This window comes from Nostoc sp. (genome assembly GCF_036919815.1).
Lineage (GTDB): Bacteria > Cyanobacteriota > Cyanobacteriia > Cyanobacteriales > Nostocaceae > Nostoc.
The window spans coordinates 41618-65772 of sequence record NZ_JBALCE010000088.1; the positions used below are offsets into that span (position 1 = coordinate 41618).

At 42.0% G+C, this 24155-nt stretch carries 14 protein-coding genes; 4 read left to right on the forward strand and 10 right to left on the reverse strand.

The features are described from left to right. Nucleotides 1-46 precede the first annotated feature (46 nt). Complete coding sequence (locus V7K15_RS21015; protein ID WP_334908380.1) at nt 47-2443, forward strand: glycoside hydrolase family 15 protein; 2397 nt, start codon at nt 47-49, stop codon at nt 2441-2443. A 36-nt stretch (nt 2444-2479) separates the two neighbouring features. Further along, nucleotides 2480-2938, forward strand: coding sequence for a cupin domain-containing protein (locus V7K15_RS21020; RefSeq protein ID WP_334908382.1), 459 nt, complete (start codon nt 2480-2482; stop codon nt 2936-2938). A 171-nt stretch (nt 2939-3109) separates the two neighbouring features. Here V7K15_RS21020 and V7K15_RS21025 read toward each other — a convergent pair whose 3' ends face one another. The 8 genes from V7K15_RS21025 to V7K15_RS21060 all read right to left on the reverse strand — a co-directional run bounded on the left by V7K15_RS21025 (nt 3110) and on the right by V7K15_RS21060 (nt 10780). After that, nucleotides 3110-3745: a restriction endonuclease subunit R gene (locus V7K15_RS21025; protein WP_334908405.1), complete on the reverse strand. Its 636-nt coding sequence runs from the start codon at nt 3743-3745 to the stop codon at nt 3110-3112. Nucleotides 3746-3996: 251 nt separating this feature from the next. Then, on the reverse strand, nt 3997-5385 hold the full coding sequence (hisS, locus tag V7K15_RS21030) for a histidine--tRNA ligase (RefSeq protein ID WP_334908383.1): 1389 nt from the start codon (nt 5383-5385) through the stop codon (nt 3997-3999). A gap of 283 nt (nt 5386-5668) precedes the next feature. Next, nucleotides 5669-6118, reverse strand: coding sequence for a DUF3598 family protein (locus V7K15_RS21035; protein WP_334908384.1), 450 nt, complete (start codon nt 6116-6118; stop codon nt 5669-5671). Between the two features lie 682 nt (nt 6119-6800). Then, entirely contained in the window at nt 6801-7007 is a 207-nt protein-coding gene (locus V7K15_RS21040; RefSeq protein ID WP_104907658.1) for a hypothetical protein, read from the reverse strand. 58 nt (nt 7008-7065) lie between these two features. Beyond that, on the reverse strand, nt 7066-7440 hold the full coding sequence (locus V7K15_RS21045) for a type II toxin-antitoxin system RelE/ParE family toxin (protein WP_334908386.1): 375 nt from the start codon (nt 7438-7440) through the stop codon (nt 7066-7068). Continuing rightward, the gene (locus tag V7K15_RS21050) at nt 7433-7672 is read right to left on the reverse strand and encodes a type II toxin-antitoxin system RelN family antitoxin (protein WP_334908389.1); all 240 of its coding nucleotides are present in this window, start codon (nt 7670-7672) and stop codon (nt 7433-7435) included. Before V7K15_RS21050 ends, V7K15_RS21045 begins: the two co-directional genes overlap by 8 nt. Nucleotides 7673-8285: 613 nt before the next feature. Beyond that, nucleotides 8286-9704, reverse strand: coding sequence for an aldehyde dehydrogenase family protein (locus V7K15_RS21055; protein WP_334908391.1), 1419 nt, complete (start codon nt 9702-9704; stop codon nt 8286-8288). A 53-nt stretch (nt 9705-9757) separates the two neighbouring features. Next, nucleotides 9758-10780: a nitrilase-related carbon-nitrogen hydrolase gene (locus V7K15_RS21060; RefSeq protein WP_334908393.1), complete on the reverse strand. Its 1023-nt coding sequence runs from the start codon at nt 10778-10780 to the stop codon at nt 9758-9760. A gap of 161 nt (nt 10781-10941) precedes the next feature. Here V7K15_RS21060 and V7K15_RS21065 point away from each other — a divergent pair, with 161 nt between their 5' ends. Next, nucleotides 10942-11871 (forward strand): NmrA family NAD(P)-binding protein, encoded by a 930-nt coding sequence (locus V7K15_RS21065; RefSeq protein WP_334908395.1) that lies wholly within the window; start codon nt 10942-10944, stop codon nt 11869-11871. Between the two features lie 633 nt (nt 11872-12504). Here V7K15_RS21065 and V7K15_RS21070 read toward each other — a convergent pair. Together V7K15_RS21070 and pbpC are read right to left on the reverse strand one after the other, a co-directional pair. After that, nucleotides 12505-13884, reverse strand: coding sequence for a PQQ-dependent sugar dehydrogenase (locus V7K15_RS21070; RefSeq protein ID WP_334908397.1), 1380 nt, complete (start codon nt 13882-13884; stop codon nt 12505-12507). Between the two features lie 1635 nt (nt 13885-15519). Continuing rightward, nucleotides 15520-17853 (reverse strand): penicillin-binding protein 1C, encoded by a 2334-nt coding sequence (pbpC, locus tag V7K15_RS21075; protein WP_334908399.1) that lies wholly within the window; start codon nt 17851-17853, stop codon nt 15520-15522. Between the two features lie 556 nt (nt 17854-18409). Between pbpC and V7K15_RS21080 the strand changes: the two genes are divergently transcribed. Continuing rightward, nucleotides 18410-24085, forward strand: coding sequence for an alpha-2-macroglobulin family protein (locus V7K15_RS21080; RefSeq protein ID WP_334908407.1), 5676 nt, complete (start codon nt 18410-18412; stop codon nt 24083-24085). The last annotated feature ends 70 nt before the right edge of the window (nt 24086-24155 follow it).

The window sequence follows — 24155 nt, forward strand, 5'->3', positions numbered from 1 at the left end:
TACAGCATTTTTAAAAAAAACTTAAAGCTGATCGGCACAATAAATCATGGTAAAAATTCTTGGTCAAGGACAGGCTTTTGGCTCACCGGGTATCGAACCTCGATGGACTCAGGCGAATAAAGATGGAGTCGGAACAGCTTACTCTACCTCCAGTAACATTTGGTTTACTATCTGGAACGGTGTTGTCACTGAGGTTTACCATCCCACAGTAGATAAACCCCAAATTCGGGATTTACAGTATCTAATTTCTGACGGGAAAAGCTTTTTTCACGAAGAAAAACGCCATCTCGAATCAAAAATTGAACCGATGTGGACTCATGGTTTAGGATACCGCATCACTAATTCCGATCCACAAGGGCGTTATGCCGTAATCAAAGAAGTGATTGCCGACCCACATTTATCCTGTATTTTACAACACACAAAATTAACAGGAGAGTCCGAGTTTGTCTCCCAACTCCAGCTATACGCCTTGTGTGCGCCACATCTGGAAGTTAGCGGCAGAGGTAATAATGGTTACGTCATAGAAGTTGCTGGACATCACATTTTAACGGCGCAGAAACAAGGAACATGGCTAGCGATGGGTGCAACAGTTCCCTTTACCCATCTTTCTTGTGGTTACGTTGGTGAAAGTGATGGCTGGACAGACTTAGCTGATAATTTTCAGATGGATTGGGAGTTTGATAGTGCTGTGGATGGCAACATTGCTCTGACTGGAAAACTAAATTTAGATAGCACTAAAGAGTTTACTTTAGGACTGGCGTTTGGTACAAATCTGCACAATGCAATTTCCACGCTTTTTCAGTCGCTAAATATTCCTTTTGAACAGCAGAAGCAGCTATACAAGGAACAGTGGAAGCGATCGCGCGATGGCATCAAACCATTAGAAAATGTTTCTTACGATCAGGGTAAGTTGTATCACAACAGCATTAGCTTGTTGTTAGCACATGAAGACAAAATTTATCCGGGTGCGTTAATTGCATCTCTGGCTATCCCTTGGGGTGAAGCCAAAGACGACCAAGACCAAGGAGGATATCACCTTGTCTGGACGCGGGATATGGTTAGCAGTGTATCAGGTTTAGTGGCAGCTGGGGAAACAGCGACAGCAGTGCGATCGCTAATTTATCTTGCCACTAGTCAGCAACAAGATGGCGGTTTTCCCCAAAACTTCTGGGTTGATGGTAAACCTTACTGGACAGGTATCCAGCTTGATGAGGTGGCATTTCCCATTTTATTAGCGTGGTTATTGCACCAGCAGAAAACTTGCTTAAACTTCGATGTCTATCCGATGGTTCTGCGGGCGGCGGGTTATTTAATTCGTCAGGGACCTGCGACTCAACAAGAACGCTGGGAAGAAAATAGCGGTTATTCACCATCAACACTAGCATCCAATATTGCCGCCTTAATTTGTGCTGCTCAATTTGTTCGTGAACGTGAGGATGAAGCAACAGCAAAGTTTATAGAAGAGTACGCTGACTTTTTAGAATCTCACATCGAAGCTTGGACAGTTACTACTGAAGGAACTTTAGTTCCTGGCATCAAACGGCATTATATCCGAATTACTCCTTCAGATATTAATAATCCTCAACCCAACGAAAATCCTAACCAAGGAACTCTTTTTATCAGCAGTCAACCTCCTGGTGAACCGGCAGAATTTCCGGCAAAGGAAATTGTTGATGGCGGATTTCTGCAATTAGTACGCTATGGAATTCGTAAACCAGATGACCCAATTATCGTTGATTCTGTCAAAGTAATTGATGCAGTCTTGAAAGTAGATACACCCGTTGGTTCTTGTTGGCATCGTTACAACCACGACGGCTATGGTCAGCAAGAAGATGGCAGTCCTTATATCAGTTGGGGACAAGGACGTGCTTGGCCTCTTTTGACAGGAGAACGAGGACATTATGAACTAGCTGCTGGCGGCGATGTCAAAACATATATCAAAGCGATGGAAGGATTTGCTTCAGACACTTGTTTGCTCGCAGAACAGGTTTGGGATGAAGCAGATACACCTGAAATCCATATGTATTTAGGAAAACCAACAGGTTCTGCTATGCCTTTAATGTGGGCGCACGCAGAGTATATCAAGCTGCTACGGTCAAATAATGACGGTCAGGTGTTTGATTTTATTCCAGAGGTGGCAAATCGATATCTGGGCGCAAGACAAGAGTGTAAATTATTGGAAATTTGGAAGTTCAATCGACAAATCAGCCAAGTTAAAAAAGGTTACACATTGCAAATTCACGCTTTAGCATCTTTTGAATTGCACTGGTCAGATGATAATTGGCAAACCGTGAAAGATACGCCTTCTACTTCCACAAAGTTAGGAGTGAATTTTGTCGATATCTCTGTTTGTGATCAGCAGCAACAGCCAATCAGCTTTACCTTTTTTTGGATTGAAACCAGTAAATGGGAACAACGCAATTATACCGTTGTGGTTAATTAGTAACAATTACTAGCACAATAAAAAAGAGCCATTTTTATGCAGAATAACTCATCACACAAACCAACAATTGACTACTGGCACGTCTGGACTGACCACGACGGTATAAGTCACCAGTCCCGTTGTCAAATTGAGGACTTCATCGAGAAAGGCATAGCTCCAGATACCTCGCCGCAGTGGCTTTCTAAATTGAAGCAGTCTGGTGCTACAATCACCTTTACTGTGCTACCCGTGGGTTGGGTTGGCAACTGGCATGAGAACCCAAAGCCCCAATGGATCATCCCGGTATCGGGACGCTGGTTTGTGGAGACTATGGACGGAGTGCGAGTCGAGATGGGTTCTGGCGAAATTTCATTTGGAGAAGACCAGGGTACAAAAGCAGACACTCAAGGTCATAAAGGTCACTTATCTGGAACAGTAGGCGATGCGCCAGCTGTTCTAATAATGGTGCAACTAGAAGAGACTCCGACTATAGATCAATCCTGTCGCTTTAGGTAATACCGTTTCACTTTAATAATGATACAAATACGTTCTTAGGGGCAATACCCTGCGGGTTCGCGTAGCGTTCCGTAGGAAAGCTAAAGCTACATGAATTGCCCCTAAGAAGAAAATCACGGTTTCGGCTATTGTTTGCGTAAGTCCTGAGTCATTGCCAGGGAAGCAAAGCATTTAAAGCTGACAAATTGCTTTTAGAGCCTGTAATAACTGACTTGAACGCTCTCTTTCCATTAAATTTAATTCTGGCAACAGGTAATAAATCGGGGGATTTCCTTGTTCGATATAGACAAACTGATAACTTCTACCATTAGTTGTTAATCCCCAAACTGATTTTTGATTATCTAAATTTTTATAAGCGTATGTGAGTAGCTGAGGTAAACCTGTGGATATATCAATCTGACTATTTTTAGATTCAATTAGCAATACCCAAAAATATGTTTGAGGTTTTGTATGTTGAGCTTTACTAACAGCTAAAATATCAAATCTTCCTTTAATTTTGATATCTTCATCTTCAACTTCAATATCAGCAATATTCTCCTCTAAAACAATCTCGATAGGATAGCGATAAAAACCGGCTAATCTTAGTAAAGGGGCAACTACAAGAAACTTTACCTGACCTTCAGAAACTTTGCCTGCTGTAAGATATCTATCAAAGTCATTTCTAATTTGCAGAAGTTCCTGCTGTTCTGCTTCCGTGAAAGGTTTCAAAGATAAGTAGTTAGAAAATGAGTCACTATATTGTTCTTGAAAGCCAAACAAACGCTGAACTTCTTGTAAGGATAAATTACGAGCGTTGAGAATTGTCATATATTTTTGCTTAGAACTTTCGTAGTTTATAGGACTTACGCACGAGTTACGGAATAAGGTAGACGCTTCGGCTTGCCGCAGGCTACCGCAGAGGTGCAGAGAAGCCAGTGCATTGCGGTGAGGCAGTCCGGTCTTGGGGGTTTCCCCCATGAGGAACTGCCGAACCCGAAGGGGGGTGGAGGAGTTTGTAGCAACTGGCGTGACACGGAGAAATCAGAGTTTGAGAGATATTTTGCGTAAGTCCTAGTTTATTAGCCAAGCCTTGTTTTAACTTCCTCAGCCAAATCTACCAGTAACACTTCTACTTGCTCACCTGTTTTTAAATCTTTGAGTGAGGACTTTTGTGTTGCTGCTTCCTCAGAACCAATAATTACACAAAATTGAATTCCTTGTTTGTCAGCTAGTTGAAATTGTTTACCCAAAGGGCGCTTATCAAAGTTAGTTATAACATTAATTCCAGCCTGACGCAGATGTTGAGAAACTTTTAAATAAGTTGGCATTAAATCATCTTGCATATTTACTACCATCACCTGGGCTGGTGTAGTAGCTAAGGTACTAAGAATCCCAGCTTTTAGTAAACGACTAATTAAGCGAGTTAAACCGATAGAAATGCCTACACCAGGCATCTTTTCGCCCAAAAACACTCCGACTAATTCTTCATATCTACCGCCAGAACAAATACTACCTAAGGCTTCATGTCCTAATAAGGTTGTTTCGTAAACTGTGCCAGTATAGTAATCAAGACCACGGGCAATGGATAAATCAATACAGAAACGATTTTCGGCAACTCCGAGATTACGCACGCCTGCAATTACCGTTTCTAATTCGGCAACTCCCAGGCTCAATTGCTCAGTTTCTGATAGATTTTCTGTGAGGTGATTGAGCTTATCTAATACTTCATCAACTGATCCATCAATTTTAATAAAATCAATAATATTTTGGGATTGTTCTGCTAAAATACCCTCTTTTTCTAAATCTTGTTTTACCTTATTTTCACCAACTTTTTCTAAAGTATCAACGATGCCAATACAGGATTTAATTTTGTTTTCAGCAATTCCCACTGACTTAAAGAACCCAGTCAGAACTTTGCGATTATTGATGCGAATTAGAAAATCACCAATATTAATTGCTTCAAATATCTCAGTGATAATTGCAGGCATTTGAGCATCATAGAGCAAGCTGAGTTCACGACGAGCGACTACATCAATATCACACTGACGAAACTGACGAAAACGCCCATCTTTTGCCCGTTCTCCCCGAAAAACCACATCCATTTGATAGCGAGCAAAGGGAAAGGTTAACTCATTCAGGTGACGGGCAATATAAGCCGCCAAAGGAACTGTTTGATCAAACTTCAAAGCTCTTGCTTCCGAACCAGTTTCACCCGATTTGTCCCTCTCGGCTTGTCGATTTGGTGGCAGGATGGGCTCAATGCCATAGATGATATTATCGCCTTGATTCCCTTTAGCTTGCAGAACTTCTAAACGTTCTACAGCAGGTGTTTCGATGGGCGTAAATCCATAGCTTTCAAAAACTCTACGGATGATATCTAGCAAATATAATTCTAGACGCTTTTCACTAGGAAGAAATTCTGGGAAACCGCTAGGAGTAGAAAAGTTTATTTTGTCACCTTTGGCCATGCGTGTACCTTACTAAGTTTAAATTTGATCTGAGAGTTATACAGCAATATGCTTGGGTTAAGGCTAAAACTCTTTGTGAAAGTTAATTTTTTTAACAAACCGCAGAGGCGCAGAGAACACAGAGAGAAGAAATAAATGCTTAAGTGAACTGTATTGAGTTATACGGAATCCGCCGGAAGCATTTCACTTTCGTAGAAGGCTCTTTAAACCTCACCCCAACCCTCTCCTTATTAAGGAGAGGGAGCAGAAATCTTGTTTCCCTGCTTGCTGACGGGAGAAATTACTATCTTAGCCGTTCTTCTTGAATTAGGGTGCGTTGAAAGATTTGATTATTCTTAAACCAATGCCAAGTGCGGGCACGATTGTTATTGTCAGGACTAATGTAGATCATTTCATATAAGCTCATTTCTGGGTTTGTCTTATAACCAAACCACAAAATAACAACTGAATCATCGACTTCCCAAGCTTTTCCTTGAATGCGATCGGTGTCAAACCAGAGCTTATTATCTTTATAGGTTCCGGGAAATTCATGCTCCTCTTGTTTACCATCAGACCACTTGTAGCGATTGATTTGGTGGTAGGGATGAGAGTCATTTTCTGGAAATTGACAAGTTAAGTGAGACTCATGCTTATCGAGTATTTTTCCTGCTGTATCAATTAATGTATAAGTTCCTACCCAATCTCCTTGATGACGGGCAAGTACAGGCATTGCTTCTCGAATATTTGAAGTCATTGCAATTCACCTTTTATTGTTCTAACATCTGGAAAAATCGAGTAAAGTAATCGGGAAAAGTTTTCGCTGTACAACCAGAGTCTTTTATTACAATGCCTGGAACTTTTAAGTCTGTGACAGCAAATGCCAGTCTTCATTTTAAACCTCTGTGCAGGTAGTCAGCTACAACTTAATTATGTTCGCATATTATGAGTGGGGAGTGGGGAAGGTATCAAAGATGGCTTTAATCATCGCTGGCGTAAATTCTTTAGAAGATAAACTGGCAAAACCAGTACTACGGGCTGCCATGACATCGCTGTAACCGCCAAAAATTGAGAGGGCTTGCGCGGCTAGCGATCGCCTTATGGTCTGCCCAGTTGAGCAAATTCATATCTAGCAACCTTTTTGGCCTTTCCTATCCGTCGAACTCACGTTAATTAGTGCCGAAATCCTGACTGAAAATTCTCCAATAGCAAAGAGTCTGCGAAAAATTGGGCTTCTGTATTCATCCCACTGCTGAGACTTCAGTCGTGAGAGCATAAATTATAACTTGACGTCAAGCATAACGAATTCCGTTTTTCTTCCAAGCGATCGCGTTTATCCTCAGCTTCTAATGTTCCGGTTGATCTGCTGCAAGTAACCTCTTTTATCCACACCAATATCTTTCGCCAGTTCCGCCGCCTGCGATCGCCAGTTGACGGTTTTATTGTCCACGCCCTGGCTTGCAATCTGCAAAACCTAACGCCTCTGTATCGAGAAAACTTGCAATTGCCATCTCAATAACTGCTTCGATTGGATATTCAATTTCAGTAGCACGAGCAATTAGAGCAGCGCGAATTCGTTCAGGTAAGCATCCTAAAATAACTTCGGCATCATTGGGGGAAAGTTGCTCTTGGAGTTTTGCTTGCATCGCTTTACTACCTTTCGCTTGGGATTTGGACGTTGTAAGGAGGTTCGCTGGCTCTTGTTTAGATATCCTCTTTATCTTTGATCGCGCGTTGCTCATATTCTGTAATGATGCTCTGAATGTCATCTGCGGCAATATCGACTTGTTCAGATTTTGCATAAATAGTCAGCAAAATAATTCCCATTGCTGTCTTGACATAGTAAATCAGACGATAGCCACCGCTTTTACCTTTTTGAGTGTCGCTATTTCGGACTCTTAACTTGAAGACCGCATAACCAACCCCAGGTATTTTATCTCCTAGCAACTCTCCCTGCTCAAGTTGTTCGATGACGGGTTGTATATCATTCCGAATACTGCGATACTTCTTGGCAAGAGCGCGTAGATTTCGGTTGAACGTTGGCGAAGCTTCAACTTGAATGAAAGGCTGTTCAGTCATTTTCAAGCCCTTCCCAAAGTTGAGCCACCGGGATAGTTTGCCCAGTCATGGCTTCGTGCCAAGCTTGGCGGAAATCTGCTAAGACTTCTGCTTGAGATTGATCATTCAGAATTTCCTCTTCTGAAATTAGAATAATAACTTCTACACGACTGTTTTTATCTGTTATGAGAGGATGATCTAAGGTTAGTTGTCCTTGCTCATTAATCGTTGCCATGACTTTAAGTGCTTTCATTGCTACTCCAAGATGTTAAGTAATTTAAGAGTAATGCTCTGCTCTAACTGCTCAATTTCCGCCACAGTAAACTGCGACAGTTTGTAGTTTGAGTCTTTGAGGATATCGGCTAGGTTCATCAGGCGCTACAGGATCTACATAAAGGCTTAGTCCGTTATAGAGTGTAACGCTATTGTAGAAACCGACCTATAGGTTTTCTTAATAGTTTGAACTTTTTTTGTGTGACATCAATGCACACTAGGACTTACGCAAAAGTACACGCTGTAGGGGCAATACCCTGCGGTCAGCTAAAGCTACATGAATTGCCCCTACCTGAAAATAAGGGTTTCGGTTATTGTTTGCGTAAGTCCTACTTTCTAGAGTGTCTCAAAGACTTGTGTTCTGAACCAACAGACTTGTGTTCTGAACGAACAGACTTGTGTTCTGAACGAATAGACTTGTGTTCTGAACGAACAGACTTGTGTTCTGAACGAATCTACTTGTGTTCTGAACGAACAGACTTGTGTTCTGAACGAATCTACTTGTGTTCTGAACGAATCTACTTGTGTTCTGAACAAAGGCAGAGGCGATCGCCTCTAGTAAAATATTTTGAACAGAGTGATGATGGCATTGGTCACTCCCCATTCTCAAACCACCAAGGGTCATTAGTAGCGTTAGTTTTAATCAAAATAGCTTTTTTTCGCATGAACCGTTTCAGCGCTGCTGCACCCATGCGTGACCCTCCCAGACCAGAGAATTTAAAGGCATTTTTTTCTCCCTCATGTATCATAGCGGTGAGTCCAGCATCGTTGATACTGATAGCACCTGCATTTATCTGGTAGGCAATTTCTAAAGCTTCCGCTTCCGAGGCAAACACAGCAGCACTTAATCCATAAATTGAGTCGTTCGCTAAAGAGACTGCTTCTTCTACTGTCGCAAAAGGCATGACTGGCATAATCGGGCCAAAAGTCTCTTCGGTCATCACTTTCATCGAATGGTTAACCTGAGTGATAACTGTCGGACGACACCACCAACCCCCACCTAAGTCTTCAATTACACCGCCGCAGTGAATTACTGCTCCCTTTTCGACTGCATCTTGGAGATGGTCGCTAATAATTGCTGCTTGTCTTTCGGTGATGATCGGGCCAATTTCTCCACTTTCAATTGTCGGGTAGGCTAGCCTAAGGCGATGTGCTTTGGCTACTAATTGATGGTAAAACTTTTCAAATATGGATTCTGCAACGTAAATTCGCTCAATTGAGAGGCATGACTGTCCGGTGTTAACGACCGAACCCCACAATATTGCTGAGGTTGCTAATTCTAAATTGGCTGATTCTAAGACGATCGCCGGATCTTTTCCGCCTAATTCTAAAAAAGCTGGAATAAACCGTTTAGCAGCCGCTTCTGCTACTTTTCGCCCTGTGGCTACACTGCCTGTAAAACATACCAAATCTACATTTTCAATCAAAAGAGATCCGGTTGCGCCTGCTCCTTCAACAAAAGTTAATACATCGTGGAGTTTAGGAACGGCGTTGAGGGCTGTAATCATTGGTGCTACGAAGCGGGGAGCAATTTCACTGGGTTTGACAATCACCGCACAACCCGCTAATAATGCCGGAATGGTATCAATGGTAGACAGCAACAGGGGAAAATTCCACGGGCTAATTATCCCAACTAGGGGATAAGGAACGGATGTTTGTTGCAAGGCGATAAACGGAATAGCTGTATTTTTTGCAGATTCTTGCAGCAACTCCGGCGCTAACCGACACCAGCGATCAATGCTAGAGAAGAAGGAGTCTATTTCTAATACTGAGACTGACAATCTTCCTGTATCATTTACCAAAGCCTCCGTTAAGCGATCGCGTCCAGATAATATCGCTTGTTTCCACTGCTGTAAGGCTTCAATTCTCCCCTCTAAACCCAACTGCTGCCAGCGAACTTGCGCCCGGCGTGTGCGCTTACATTGTTGTACCAGCAGCTTTGAGGGCGGCGGGATAATTACGTAGTCAAATTTGCCAGTTCGGGGATTGCGGACTTCTATTGGTTTTGTCATTAGTCATTTGTCATTAGTCATTTGTTATTACTCCCAATGCCCCATGCCCAAATTCAAATTATCCCCAATTTGGCTAACCGCTCAATGGTGGCTTGCTGCGTTTGGAGGAAGTGTTTGCGGTCTACTTCTGTTTCCAGCATAGTATTAGCAGGGTAAAAGTGTGACTGGCGATAACTTTCGGCGTATAGCTCAAACCGTTGGCGCGAAAGTAAATTATTTAACCCCGGTCGGCGGCGATCGCGGCGTAATGCTACTAGGTCAATCTCTGCGAAAGCTGCCATGCTCTCGCCTGCACCTGTCTCTGCTAAAACGATTCCGCGATGGTCAATGATTTTAGAGCCACCATCAGCCGAAGCAATGGGGATGGCAATATTAGCGATGCCTGCGGTATTGGCTGAAACTACGTATGCCATATTTTCGACGGCACGAGTGATTTTTGCTGCATCTTTGGGCGTAAGGTTTTTGTTATATACTTCCGAGGTGGAATGCAGAAAAATTTCTGCTCCTCGCATCGCCAGACACCGCGCCACTTCTGGATACAAAATTTCTTCTGATGCCAAAGCTGCCAAATTACCGATCGCAGTTTTGGCAACGGGGAAAACTCCCTCTAAACCATAGCAGTCAAGATACTTATCCCAAACATCATGAGGGGTGGGGGCAAACAAGGAATTCAGCCGCCGATATCGCAAAATAATTGAGCCAGAGGGGTCAATGATAAAGCAGGTTTGAAAGTACAATCCGGGAAAGTTGGGGTCAACTTCGTAGGCGTTACCAGCTAAAAAGATTTTATGCTTTTGAGCAATTTTACCAAGTGCTTCATACTCCGCCCCAGCCATTTCTATACAAGCTTTTTCTGCCCATCCTCCGAGAGAATCTCCCATCGGGAAACCAGTGAGGAAATATTCTGGCAGTACAATTAAACGACAATCGAAGCCAATGAAAGCGATACTAGCAGCAATTTGTTGAGCTAGGCGGTTGATGGAGTTTTGCATGAGCGATCGCGCATCGTTTGTTTGGTTGACTGCATGACAGGTAACTTGCAGCGCCAAAGCGCGGTAGGATTCTAGATTAGTCATTGGGCATTAGGCATTGGGCATTGGGCATTAGGAAAGAACAAAGCGATGCCTAGGTTGGGCTACGCCTACGTCACCCCAGAGAGATCGTACAAGTTTATTGTTTGCTTCTCCTGTCTTTGTATAAACTTAATTTAATTAAAGAACTCCAGGTAGAAGAGAGAATGTCAAATTTCCGCGATCGCACAGAGTCAAACACCGATAAAGTCTTACTCATCGGAGTTACTGGCGGCACAGGTGGAAATGTCGTCAAGGGATTTCTCGAACAGGGAGTTACCAACCTGCGAGTCATCACTAGAGAAATTGACCTTAATCGTCCAACTCTTGCAAAGCTCAACGATGCCAAAGTTGAACTGGTAAAAGCTAACCTCGACGATGAAGCCTCCCTGATAACAGCATTTGCAGGGATTTCGGCTGTTTACTGCCACGCTACTTCTGCGGACTCCACTAAAATTGACCCGCTAGAGGTGGAGAGAGCAAGGCGAGTTGCACAAGTTACCAAGCAAGCTGACATTAAGCACTTTGTCTACAATTCCGCAGGTGGGGCGGACAGGAATTCAGGAATCCCCCGGATTGAGCAAAAGTACCAAGTAGAAAAAATTCTCAAACAAGCTGGCTTACCGACTACTATGTTGCGAGCCTGCTTATTTATGGAGGAGTTTTGGAAGAAGTACACGCGACCTTCTATTCTCAAAGGTAGTTTCCCGTTTTCTATTCAGCAAGATTTGCCCCTTCATCTAATTACAACCAAGGACATGGGCCGTGTTGCTGCCTACGTAATCAAACATCCCACCAAGTATATTGGTCAAGAAATTGAATTAGCTGGCGATGTGCTGACTCCTCTTGGGATGGCAGAGGCATTCTCCCAAGCACAGGGAATGAAAGTTGTCTACAAAGAGACACCCGCCTGGATTTTCTTACTATTGCTGCAAAAGGAACTGTTCGATTTGATTCAGTGGTATCGCAAAGAAGGTTATCAAGCCGATGTCCAACGTTTACGAGAAGAGGAATTTCCTGGACTTCTGACCACATTTAGGGAATTTCTGGCAGAAACCAACTGGGCAAATGCGGAACTCACCTACGAGAGTCTGTGATCGGATTAGTACACTGTGGCAAAAGTTTGCTGGCGGTTGATGGAGTTTTGCATCACAGTCCCTATTTTGAGTTGATATAGACTTTGACACTTTCCCCATCTGTTATGAGGGCGAACATCTATGCGCTGCTACCAAAGCCTATATTAGATCGCAGTCTGCGATCGCTATGATCATTAGACATCTCCAGAAATTAAATATGCGTTACCCAGAACCCTTGTAGAGACGTAGCAGTGCTACGTCTCTACAATCATTTTCTTTTCCTTTGTCTATTTGTTGCTGGATTCAAATCAGCTACAACTAGATGCTTCAACCTTACTTGTAAAGTTAAATTTTCGGCGGGATAAGGGTTTCAGGTTACATTTTGTGTAATTAATTTTGTCTTATATTATGTCCAGGTAATTAGTTATACCCACCCCTTAATCCCCTCCCCGCTCTTCGGGAGGGGAGACAAAGAACAGCTTTGGCGGGGTGGGGTTCTTCAGGTTTAATAAGTAATCAAGCGGACATGATATTACTACTTATGTATCAGAGTTTGTGTGAAATTGGATGAAATCTAGAAATAAATTTTATCTGGGGAGTGGTTCGCTAACATCATTTGTGAACCATTCCCCCTTTTCCACATCCGATGACAAATCAGTGTGGCGACTTGTAGGAGAGTTTGTAGATCGTGCCACTCCAGTCATCTGAGATTAACAAATTGCCCTGCTGATCTACTGCCATATCCACGGGTCGCCCCCAGTATTTTTCCGTTACTGGAAGTGTCCAGCCGCTAACTAAATCCATCTGGTTTCCTGGGATCTTTGTCGTACTGTCCCAGGGAAAGTAAGCTATTTTATAGCCAGCATAGCCACTTTTCGGCTGCCGATTCCATGAGCCGTGCAGCCCCACCAGTACCCCACTTGAGTACAGGCTGGGAAACTTCGTATTTTGTAAGAAGGTTAGTCCCAAGGGAGCCGAATGCGCTGGGATACCTCTGATAATCTTGTCCATCGCATTGCAATTAACATGTCCATCAGCATTGAACTGATAGTCGCGGTCGAAGGGCATATAGTAGAAGCCACTTGAGGTGTCAGGATTGGGGTTGCAGAATGGCCAACCGTAGTTACCGCCATCTCGAACTCGCGTGAACTCCTCTGGCGGGTGGTTGTCCACGTAGGAGGGGATAACCTTACCGTAGTTGTTAGTAGCATCCTTGAAAGGATAGGCGATATTGTCTCGATTATTAACGTCTACCCAGAGGTCATTTGTGCCAGGGACGAATGCCAGCCCTTCTGCATTGCGTAAACCTTGGGCAAAAAGCCGCGGATTGCTTCCATCAGCGTTGTACTGGTAAATCGCAGCGCGCCGTGGGTTACTGACAGTATCTGACACGCAGGCATTGCAGGACGAGGCGATCGACACGTATAGTTTGTGGTTAGTATCGAGTGCGATATTTTTCAGTTCGTGAGCGTAATGACCTTGGAGTTCCGAGGTGCTGGGGTATGGTAAGTTAGCTACGACAACTTGGCGATTGTGCGCGGTTATGTCTCCATATTTGTAGATGAAGCGGTTAATTTGATTATTCTCAGAGATATAAACGTATGTGATGTTGTTAATCGTGTGAAACACAATGTCGTGCGGTTTGCTTAGACCTGTCACGAACTCAGAAATAATTGGGTCTTTGCTGCCATTTGCCCTGACAATTAGCACTTTACCGGTAGCGGGCTGCGACACTAGAAGATTGCCATTAGGAGCAACTGCGATAAAGCGGGCATTCGGAATGCGAGCATAAACGGAGATGGAGAAGTTGGGCGGCACTTTCAAGTAACGGCTAATATTGAAAGGCGGATCGCTCATTGTACTAGGCACGTTAACCTTGGTGTCAACAGACGCAGCTGGTGGGATGGCTAATGCTGGGGTGGAAAGAACCTCAAAGGGCATCACAGTTGTAAGCAGGGCGAGCAAGCTAACTAGCCGCGCAGATACTATCCGTCCGAGCCACTGTTTTGGCTGTAGAGGAAACAAAATTGACATTTTTAACTTCCTTTTGATGTGGGTAATGAAGAGTGGTGAGTTTTGAGTGCTGTTAAAGATAGCGGGGCGTTTAGCCCGTGCTGAGTTAACAATCAGAATTCAGGAATTAGAATTCATTCTGAGTTCTGTACGAGTGGAGGATAGGCGCATTAGGAAGGAGTTCGCGCTACTCTTAAGCAAGCTACGCGCAGCTTCTGTAGAGAGCATCTGAATAAACGGGTTTAAGTCCCCCACCAAATTTTGAATTTGGTGCTTTTGAATGAGTGGTGGCATACGGTTCGGATAAGACTTGATCCCCCCAACCCCCCTTAAAAAGGAGGGCTATGAATATTTTAAGGGGGATCAATAAGTGCCTATGCACCTTAACCGAACCGTATTGTGAGTGCTGGGTCTTTTTTACAAAGTTGCTCCTCTTCTCCCAAGGGTAAAAGACCGCACTTTGCGCTAAATCCTGTATTGATTGATTCTGAATTCTTCTTTGTTTAACTTGTGTCAATTCAGAGATAGCTTTTTTAAACTTTTGCTAGTTGTTAGAGTATGGGGCTAGCAATAAGTTGAGTCTATTTGCCAATAATCTTAGTTAAAATGGATGATTAAAGGTAATTACAGCTAATAGACTAGTCAGAAAAGTTACTTGACATCAACTAAGTAGATAAATGCTATCTCTGCTGAATCAAATTAATGCTTAAAAAGGCTAGCGCGGATTAAATAACATCCGAATTAGGGTAAATACTCAAAATTAAACGACACTAGTTTCCACCTTTAAACTATCAGCAACTATATGAAAGACTCATTGTTACGTTGTCTAAATAGGTATATCAATGTTGTCTAAAACCCGTGTACAGAATGGGTTATAGTTTGCAGAAAAAGTCTAATTGTGACCTCAAAATCTCTGAATTGCAGGTTTGATTGATTAATATTGCTCTTGCCTAGATTTCACTGGCATATATAGAAATCCGCTTTTATTAATCAAAAGATTTTAAGAGAAAAGCTTTACTTGACAAAGGTTTGACTCTCAGTATGCTGATCATTATTCAAGTCGAATTACTATGTTTGGTTACATCCTATTGAGATAAAAGTGAAACGTAACTCGTATATTCACTAATATTTAAATTTTCACAAAATAAAAATCAGAGTAAATTTACGTTAGTATATTTACATAAGCTGGAATTTAGGATCATATTTTAGTAAAAAGTGGCGATACTCAAATACAAGTTATTGTTAGCTTACAGACATTAGTCCATTAGTCCTCTATCTTCATCCTTCTTTTTAGCCGAAGATATTGAGTGTAGAATTTTATTTCTATGACTTACAAAAAACTACATGCTGTAGGGGCAATTCATGTGGACGAAGGCTTCTCGCAGGGTATTGCCCCTACCTAAAAATCATTCTTTTCAGCTATTATTTGCCTAAGTCCTGATTTATTCACGGCCACTTACTATTTCATTAGGACTTACGAAAAACTACACGCAATCTGGGGTAATTCATGTAGTCAAAGACTTCCCGTACTACTTGCTTACAGGACGCGCAAGGGATGTGGAAGCAAGCTACGCGGTAGCGTCTTTGCAGGAGAAAGCTATTGCCCCTAAGAAGAAAATCATTCTTTTCGGCTATTGTTTGCGTAAGTCCTGTTAATTATGGGCGATTCCTCTTTACCGGAGAATTACTAATAGAAAATCCCCGACGCGTGGGTTTAAGATTAGCCAATTCCACCTGAAAACTTACCTTATCACTCATTTCCCCGCTTCTCGCTGACAAAGTCCAATTACCAGGACGCAAATACCAAAATAAAGAATTAGCTGAGTGTGTATCTAGCTTTTCACGATTCAGCCACCACTCCACAGGCGCAGATTTATTTCCGACTAGCTTAAATTCGAGTTTTTGCTTCGCTTCTTCAGCTGGATAGAGTAAAAATAAATCGCCATGATGCGGAGATAAAATTCTCAAATTGGTAGAAGTAAAATTCGATTGCTGTTGTTTTGCCAACCATTCATCATACTCTGGTGGTAAATTGAACTGATTTTCACCTTCGTAGTTACTTTTATCTTCAGGATAGAAATATTCTTGCACCACTGAGGTACAATCTGGTGTTGGCCGTAACCCCGAAATTGCACAAACAGGTAATTGCACTAAACCTTTTGGAGGCGGAAAACCTGCTGGTTCCTGATGTTCGTGCAGATGTAACATAATTCGATTCCATAAGGGTGCAGCCCCTGTCACACCTGAAACTTGTCGCATCGGTTCACCGTTGAAATTGCCTACCCAAGTAGCAACGGTGTAATCTGTGGTGAAGCCAACTGTCCAAGTATCACGAAAATTGGAAGAAGTGCCAGTTTTAACAGCAGAAGGAAAGGGTAAATTTAACACTGAGTCTACACCAAATGCTGTTGCACGAGCATGGCGATCGCTGAGTATGTTCGTGATTAGTTGCCATATCGTGTGTTTAGGCAGTGGGGAGTCGGCAGAGACGCGATTAATCGCGTCTCTACTGGGGAGTGGGGAATTGGAAAATGTGCTTACTAAAGGGATCGCATCTCCTTCTCGTGCTATAGTCAGGTAGGCATGGGCTAATTCCCAGAGACTGACTTCGCCACTACCTAGAGTCAAACCTAAACCATAATGTTCTGCGGCTTGATTCAGGTGTTCAAATCCCAGTTGATGCAGACGTTCTAAGAAAGTTTCCACACCTACTTTTTCTAACACCCGCACTGCGGGTACATTTAGGGAATTTGCTAAGGCGATTCGCACCCGCACTGGGCCAAGAAAACGTTCGGTATAATCTGTGGGGCTGTAAAGTTTTGCCCCGGGAATTGCATAATGGGCGGGTACATCTGCTAATATAGTATTTGGGTGAATTAAACCTTTTTCTAAAGCTAATTCATATATAAAAGGCTTGAGGGTAGATCCTGGTTGACGTAGCGCCTGTAGTCCATCATTACGTCCCAGTTTGACTTCATTAAAATAATCAGGCGAACCGACATAAGCCAAAACTTCACCAGTCCGGTTGTCAATCACCAACGCAGCTGCATCATGGACATTGTTCGCGGCTACTGAAGAAATTACCTGCTGTACCTGTGCTTCGACAAACTGCTGCAAAGGACGATTTATAGTGGTGCGAATGGGGGAATTTTGTTCTGTTTGCGTCTTATCAAACTGATTGGCTAACCAAAATAAAAAGTGTGGTGCGGCGATAATTCCTCGCTGGCGAGACTGAAACATAACTTTTTCGGTGTGTGTTCGGGCTGCGTTCGCACCACTAATATACTTTTCTAGTACCATACGATTGAGGACGTATTTTTGTCGCTGCTTCAGCCGTTCCCAATGCTCATAAGGGTTAAAGTATGTGGGATTATTGGGAATAGCAGCCAACAAACTAGCTTGGGCAAGATTCAACTCACTAGCTGGGATGGAAAAATAAGTCCGCGCGGCTGCTTCTACACCATATATATTGCCACCCATCGGCAGCCGATTGATATATGCAGCCAGGATTTCATCTTTATTCATCCCTGCTGCTAACCGCCAAGATAGGCAAATCTCACTCAGTTTACCAGAGAAGCTGCGGGGGACGGGATCTAACATCCGCGCCAATTGCATCGTAATCGTGGAAGCGCCGGAAATAATTCGTTTCGCGTGGATAGCTTCTTTGCTGGCGCGGATAACAGCTTTCATATCCAACGCCCCGTGATGGTAAAAGCTGCCATCTTCGGCGGCTAAAATGGCATGGATAAACTGGGGCGAAACCTGATTTAATGGTACTACTGATGTATGCTCTTGGTCACGGGTGAGTAGTATTCCTAATGGTAAACCATTGCGATCGCTAAATTGCATTGCCAACTGATTTTGGGCAATGTCTGCGGCACGAATGGGCGCAAAATAAGGTAGTAGGCGTACAATCAGGCAGATTAGCAGCACAGCTAGGATAATTTTACTGTGCTTAATTTTGAGTAGCGATCGTGAAATTAGTTTCATCAGGGAATCCCCTGTCTAAGAAAACTTACCTTAATTTTCCCTTCGACTTACTTATATCTACATCAGTAAATATGTCAAATCCTTAATAATTGATTTTTATTAACTTAGCAGATATAAATTAATGTTTGCGAAGTTTAAATACTTCTTTATAGTTAAGAATTGTAGTTATTTTTTGGAACAATCACACTGAGTTAGTTATCAATGTAAATAAACATAGTTAAATCCAAAGTTTGAGTACAAATAACTAGTCATTTGGTGTACTTTATTAGTCTTGGCATTGCCCACTTAATAAAGTAATGCAAAGTTTTGTTCGCTATAATTTACGAATTTTTAATTTTGAATTACTAAAAAGATGATTATCAGAGTTTTACTGCGTTTCCACCATAAGATTACCTATCGAGTCCTTCGCGTCCTTCCCTTCGGGATGCTTCTCTCCGAGAGGCTTCGCCAACGCGAACGCGGTAGCCTGCGGCAAGCCGAAGCGTCTACGTTAAAAACAATTAGACATTCCTCAAGGCACAAAAGAAAAATACAGTTTATTCTTCTCTTTACATTTATGCTAGCGATGGCAGGATGTAATTTTTTTGGTATCAACTCAGCTAAAGAACAACTACCAACAGTTTCCTCACTCACGCCCCCAAAATTACCAGATTGGATTGAACAAATTAGTCCCATTGGGGATGCGAAGTCTCTTAACCAAATCCGCATCCGTTTTAAAGAAGCTTTAATCCCAGTTGAAAGTCTTGATAGTCCAGAACAGCAAAAGCTATTACAAAAATTTGCACTTTCGCCACCTTTACCCGGTGAATTTCGCTTTTTAACACCGCGTATGGTGGGATTTGAAGCTGATAAAGCTTTGCCAATAGCGACAAGATTTCAAATCACTCTCAAAGCAGGTTTAGCCGATTTAAAAAATCATCGCCTAGATAAAGATTTACCTTGGACTTTCAATACCGAATCTATCAACCTGACTAATCTACCCGGTGTCAATCCCATTGAGAAGGCTGATATTGAACCAATTGATTTACAACAGAAGTTACAGTTTACTTCCAATGTAGAATTGGATTTAGCTTCTGTACAAAAACATTTACAGTTAATTCCCGAAGGTAAAAATCAAGGTATAGGTTTTAAAGTCGAATTAAACAAAGAAGAAAAACCATTAAAAAATGAAGAAGACCCTTCAGAAAAATTTGACCCTTCAGCACGCAATTGGATTTATAACCTCATCCCACAGCAAAATCTCGAAAAAGCAACGCCTTATCGCCTACTATTTTCTCCTGGAATCCTTCCTGCTTATGGTAATCTACCTACAGAAAAAGAATTTGCCACTAAGTTAGCAACCTATTCGCCTTTAGCATTTCAGAAGATTAACTTTTACGGACAGCCAGATGCAGGTGGGACTTTTGGAAGATTTCTTAAAGGCAGTCCGCAGCTAGAATTTAATAATGTCTTATTGGCAGATTCAGCTAAAGAAAATATTAGCATTAATCCAGCACCAAAAGCCATTTCGAGAATTATCCAAATAAATGATGAAGATAAGATTGTTGGCATCAATCCTTATGCGCTAGAACCTGCCAAGACTTATACAATTACTATCGGTGCTAATCTCAAAGATAAGTTTGGGCAAACTTTGGGTAAACCTGTCACATTTAAATATGATACTGGAGATTTAGCTGGGGATATCTGGGTACCATCAGATTTGAATATTTTCCCCACAGGTAAAGATTTACAGCTAAATATTAGTGCGGGAAATCTGCCAGAATCTAACTACAAAGCAGCTTATCGAGTAGTTAAACCGACAGATTTAGTTTATTTTAATAATAGTACTGATTTATTACCAAAACCTTCTGATTGGCAAAGCTTTAAGGTATCGGGCAAAAAAAATCAATCAGTTGATATTGCTATTCCTCTCCGGGAAAAAATCAGTGCTGCTACGGGAATGTTAGCTTATGGAGTGCAAGCCCGCACTAATAAATATCAGGAGAATGGTAAGGAACTGTGGCGAGAACCTACAACTTATGGCTTGGTTGAATTGACGAATTTGGGCGTATTTACTCAGTGGTTTCCTGAGTCAGGCTTAATTCGCGTCAATCATCTTACAGATGGTTCACCAGTGAAAAATGGTACTGTTGAAATTTATCAATCAAAATTAGAGGCAAAATCTCGCCCGGAACCTGTACCTTGTGCAACGGGTAAAACTGATGAAAATGGAACGTTTAGAATTGTTCGTGAAGGATTAACGCAATGTTATTCTGGCAAAGAAAGTTCTAGTAAATCACCACAATTATTAGTAATCGCCCGTGAAAATCAAGATTGGGCATTCGCTAGAACAGAAGAATATAGCGGCGTTTATGGATATGGAATTGATGCGGGTTGGCAAAATGGTAAGCCAGAATCACGCGGGGTAGTTTTTTCGGATAGACAGTTGTATCAACCAGGCGAAAAAGCTTGGTTGACTGGTTTTGCGGACTATTTACAAAATGGTGTAATCCAGCAAGATAAAAATGCTGTTTACCAATTAACTTTGGTAAATCCTGATGGAGAAAAGACCAACTTAAGTACGCAAACTACAAATCAATTTGGCACTTTTTCTCTGGAACTGCCAATTAAAACTACTCAACGCTTAGGCTACTATACAATCCAGGCGAAGGGGAAGAACGGACAAGAAATTTCTGGAGAATTTCGCGTAGCTGAGTTTAAGCCACCTAATTTTAAAGTCGAACTCAACTTAGATAAAGAATTTGCTCTCATTGACGATAAAGTTAATATTAATGCTACAAGTAATTATTTATTTGGTGCGCCTGTAGAAGGTGGAGAAGCAAAATACTTTATTACTCGCCAGCAGACTAATTTTATTCCTAAAGGTTGGGAGGAATTTACTTTTGGTAGACAATGGTTATGGCCGGAAGAAACTCCGACTATATCTAGTGATGTGTTGCAAACTAATGCCCAGTTAGATGCTAATGGTAAAAGTAGTCAAACGGTGAATGTGGCTAATGATTTACCATATCCGATGACTTACCGGGTGGATGTACAAGTTGCAGATGTTTCTAATCTGTCTGTAGCGAATTCTAAAACTTTTACAGCCTTAGCAAGTAATCGCCTCATCGGGTTAAAAAGTAATTTTATTGCTGATGCTGGTAAGGCTTTTCCAATTGAAGTGATTGTTACTGATCCTACAGGAAAACCGATAACAGGTCAACGGGTACGCCTGGAATTACAACAGATTAAATACAGCAGCGTCACGCAGTTGGTGGAAGGTAGCCGAACACCAAAAAATCAAGTTGAATATAAAACAGTAGGACAAGCAGAAATTACATCTGCTAGCAATCAGCAATCGGTAAGTTTAACAGCGCCCGAATCTGGTTCATACCGGATTATAGTTAATTTTAGCGATGCAAAATCTGAATTAAGTGCCACAGATTTACAAATTTGGGCAACTGGAGGAAATTCAGTATTTTGGGGTTCGGGAGAAAAAGATGTCTTAGAAGTTAAATTAGATAAAAAAGAGTTCAAACCTGGAGAAACCGCTACTGTACTAATTCAATCTCCCTATCCAGATGCAGAATTGTACTTTGCTGTGATTAAAGACAAACCTCTTTATCAGCAAATTACCAAAGTTCAGGGAAGCGCACCAAAAATTCAGTTTCAAGTTACGCCAGAAATGCTGCCAAATGCAGCCATCGAAGCTGTTTTAGTAAGGCAAGGTAAACCCATAAACCAAGTGGATGCACCTAGTTTAGATAACTTGGTGAAGATTGGTTTTACACCTTTTAAAGTTAACTTAGAAGATAAGTATTTAAAACTGCAAGTTAAGCCGATGCAAGCATCATTAGAACCTGGTGCAGAGGAAACAGTACAACTGGAATTGAAGGATAATCAAGGAAACCCCACCAAAGGACAGTTTACAGTCATGGTGGTAAATGAGGCGGTGTTACAACTTTCTGGTTATCGTCCACCGAATTTAGTAGATACAGTTTATGCAGAACAATTAATATCTACCCGCTTTAGCGATAATCGGCCGGATGTAACATTACAACCACAAGATGTAGCTAAACCTAAAGGTTGGGGTTATGGCGGTGGTTTCTCAACTGGTGCAGCAAATACTCGTACCCGCACGGATTTTCAAGCTTTAGCTTACTACAACGGTTCTGTCCTCACCGATGGAAATGGGAATGCACAGATAACCTTTAAACTCCCGGATGACTTAACTACATGGCGGGTGATGGCTGTTGCCACTGATGGAAATCTGCGTTTCGGCAATGGGGAGGCGACGTTTATCACCACAAAGCCACTGCTAACTAATGCCATCTTGCCACAATTTGCCCGTCCAGGCGATCGCATCCTTGCTGGTTTATCTGTAACTAATAACACTGGGAATACAGGAAATCTCTCAATTAATGGCGAACTTAGCGGTAATGTCAAGTTTGCTGACAAAAACCCCACAACTACTTCTTTGCAAACCAAAGCTGAATCTGTAACTCATGCTTATCGCTTTCCAATGGTGGCGGATAGTGTAGGAATTGCTAAAGTTCGCTTTACCACTCGGCTAAATACAGCCGCAGATGCTTTTGAAGTACCTTTGGAAATTAAGCCAATTGAAATTACAGAACAAGTCGTTGAAACTGGTGTCACTGAAAAACAGGTGAAGATTCCCCTGAATGTTGATAAAAATACCTTCCCTGATGCCGGAGGTTTAGATATTCAGTTGGCGAGTACTTTGATAACGGAAATTAAAGCACCAGCAAAGCAGGTTTTAGAAGAAGATGATTTGCCGTTTACCGAACCGGCTGCAAGTCAATTAATCATTGCTGCCAATCTGCAAACTATTGCCCAAAAATATGGCCAGGCATTTGCAGAATTTAATCCCACCCAACAGGCAAGTAAATCAATTGAAAAATTACAAAAACTTCAAATAGCTGATGGTGGTTTTGCCACTTTCCCCGGACAAGAAAAATCTGACCCTTGGGTTTCTTCATATACGGCTGAATCTTTAGCTAAAGCCAGTCAGGTATTCCCTAATTTAGCCGATTCTGCAATGGTGTCTCGCCTGAAAGCTTATTTGCAAAAAGTTCTAGCAAATCCTGGAGAATATGATTTTTGCAAACAGCAATTATGTAAAAGGCAACTGCAACTTAATACTTTAATCGCACTTGCACAAATTGGGGAAAAACACAATACCTTTCTTGCAGATATTTATCAACAGCGCAATAACTTTGATGTCGTAACTCAAATTAAACTGGCACGATACTTGTCTCAATTCCCAGAATGGCAAGATGAATCTCAACAATTAGTGAACAAACTACAAGAGAATATATATGAAACTGGTCGCACAGCAGTTGTAAGTTTACCAAATAGTTGGGGATGGATGAGTTCATCTACCGCGACGCAGGCGGAAGCTTTACGTTTATTTATTGCCAAGCAGAGTAAACCCGAAGTTATAGATAAGTTATTTCAAAGTCTTCTGGCATTGCGACGGGATGGCACATGGCAAACTAACTATAATAATGCCCAAGCTTTAACAGCTTTGGTACAATATAGCCAACTGCAACCCACGCCGCCTAATTTTGTTGCCACAGTGGAATTAGCTGGTAATAAGTTAGGAGAAAATCGCTTTGAAGGCTATCAAAATCCTAGTTTACAGCTAAATGTGCCGATGAATGAATTACCTCGTGGTCGTCATGATTTAACGCTGCAAAAATCAGGTAATGGGACTTTACACTATTTGGTTGCTTATAATTATCGCTTGCAAGGAAATCAATCAGGCAGATTTAATGGTTTGCTCATAACACGAGAAATTAGTCAAGTAAATAAAGAGAAAGTTTTGCAAAAAACAGGTCTTTACGCTTTCGATAAACCCTTGACTTTAGCCTCTGGACAGGTGTATGATATTGGTTTAGAAATCATCGCCGATCATCCTGTGGATCATGTAGTGATTAAAGATCCGCTACCATCGGGTTTTGAGGGGGTGGATGCAAGTTTTGAAACTACTACAGCTGCATTACAAGCAAAAGCCGATAACTGGGAACTTGGGTTTAAGAATGTGTACCGCGATCGCATTATCGCCTATTCTGACCACCTGGAACCAGGAGTTTATAGTCTGCATTACTTAGTCCGTTCTGTGACTACTGGTACATTTTCTTGGCCTGGTGCGGAAGTTCGCTTGCAATATGCACCAGAAGAATTTGGGCGTACTGCTGAGTCTACATTACAGCACTTCCGTCTGTTATGAGGTACAATAAATTTAAGATATAAATACTTTTATATGAAGTCATACTCTGTCGAGCTTCGAGAAAAAATAG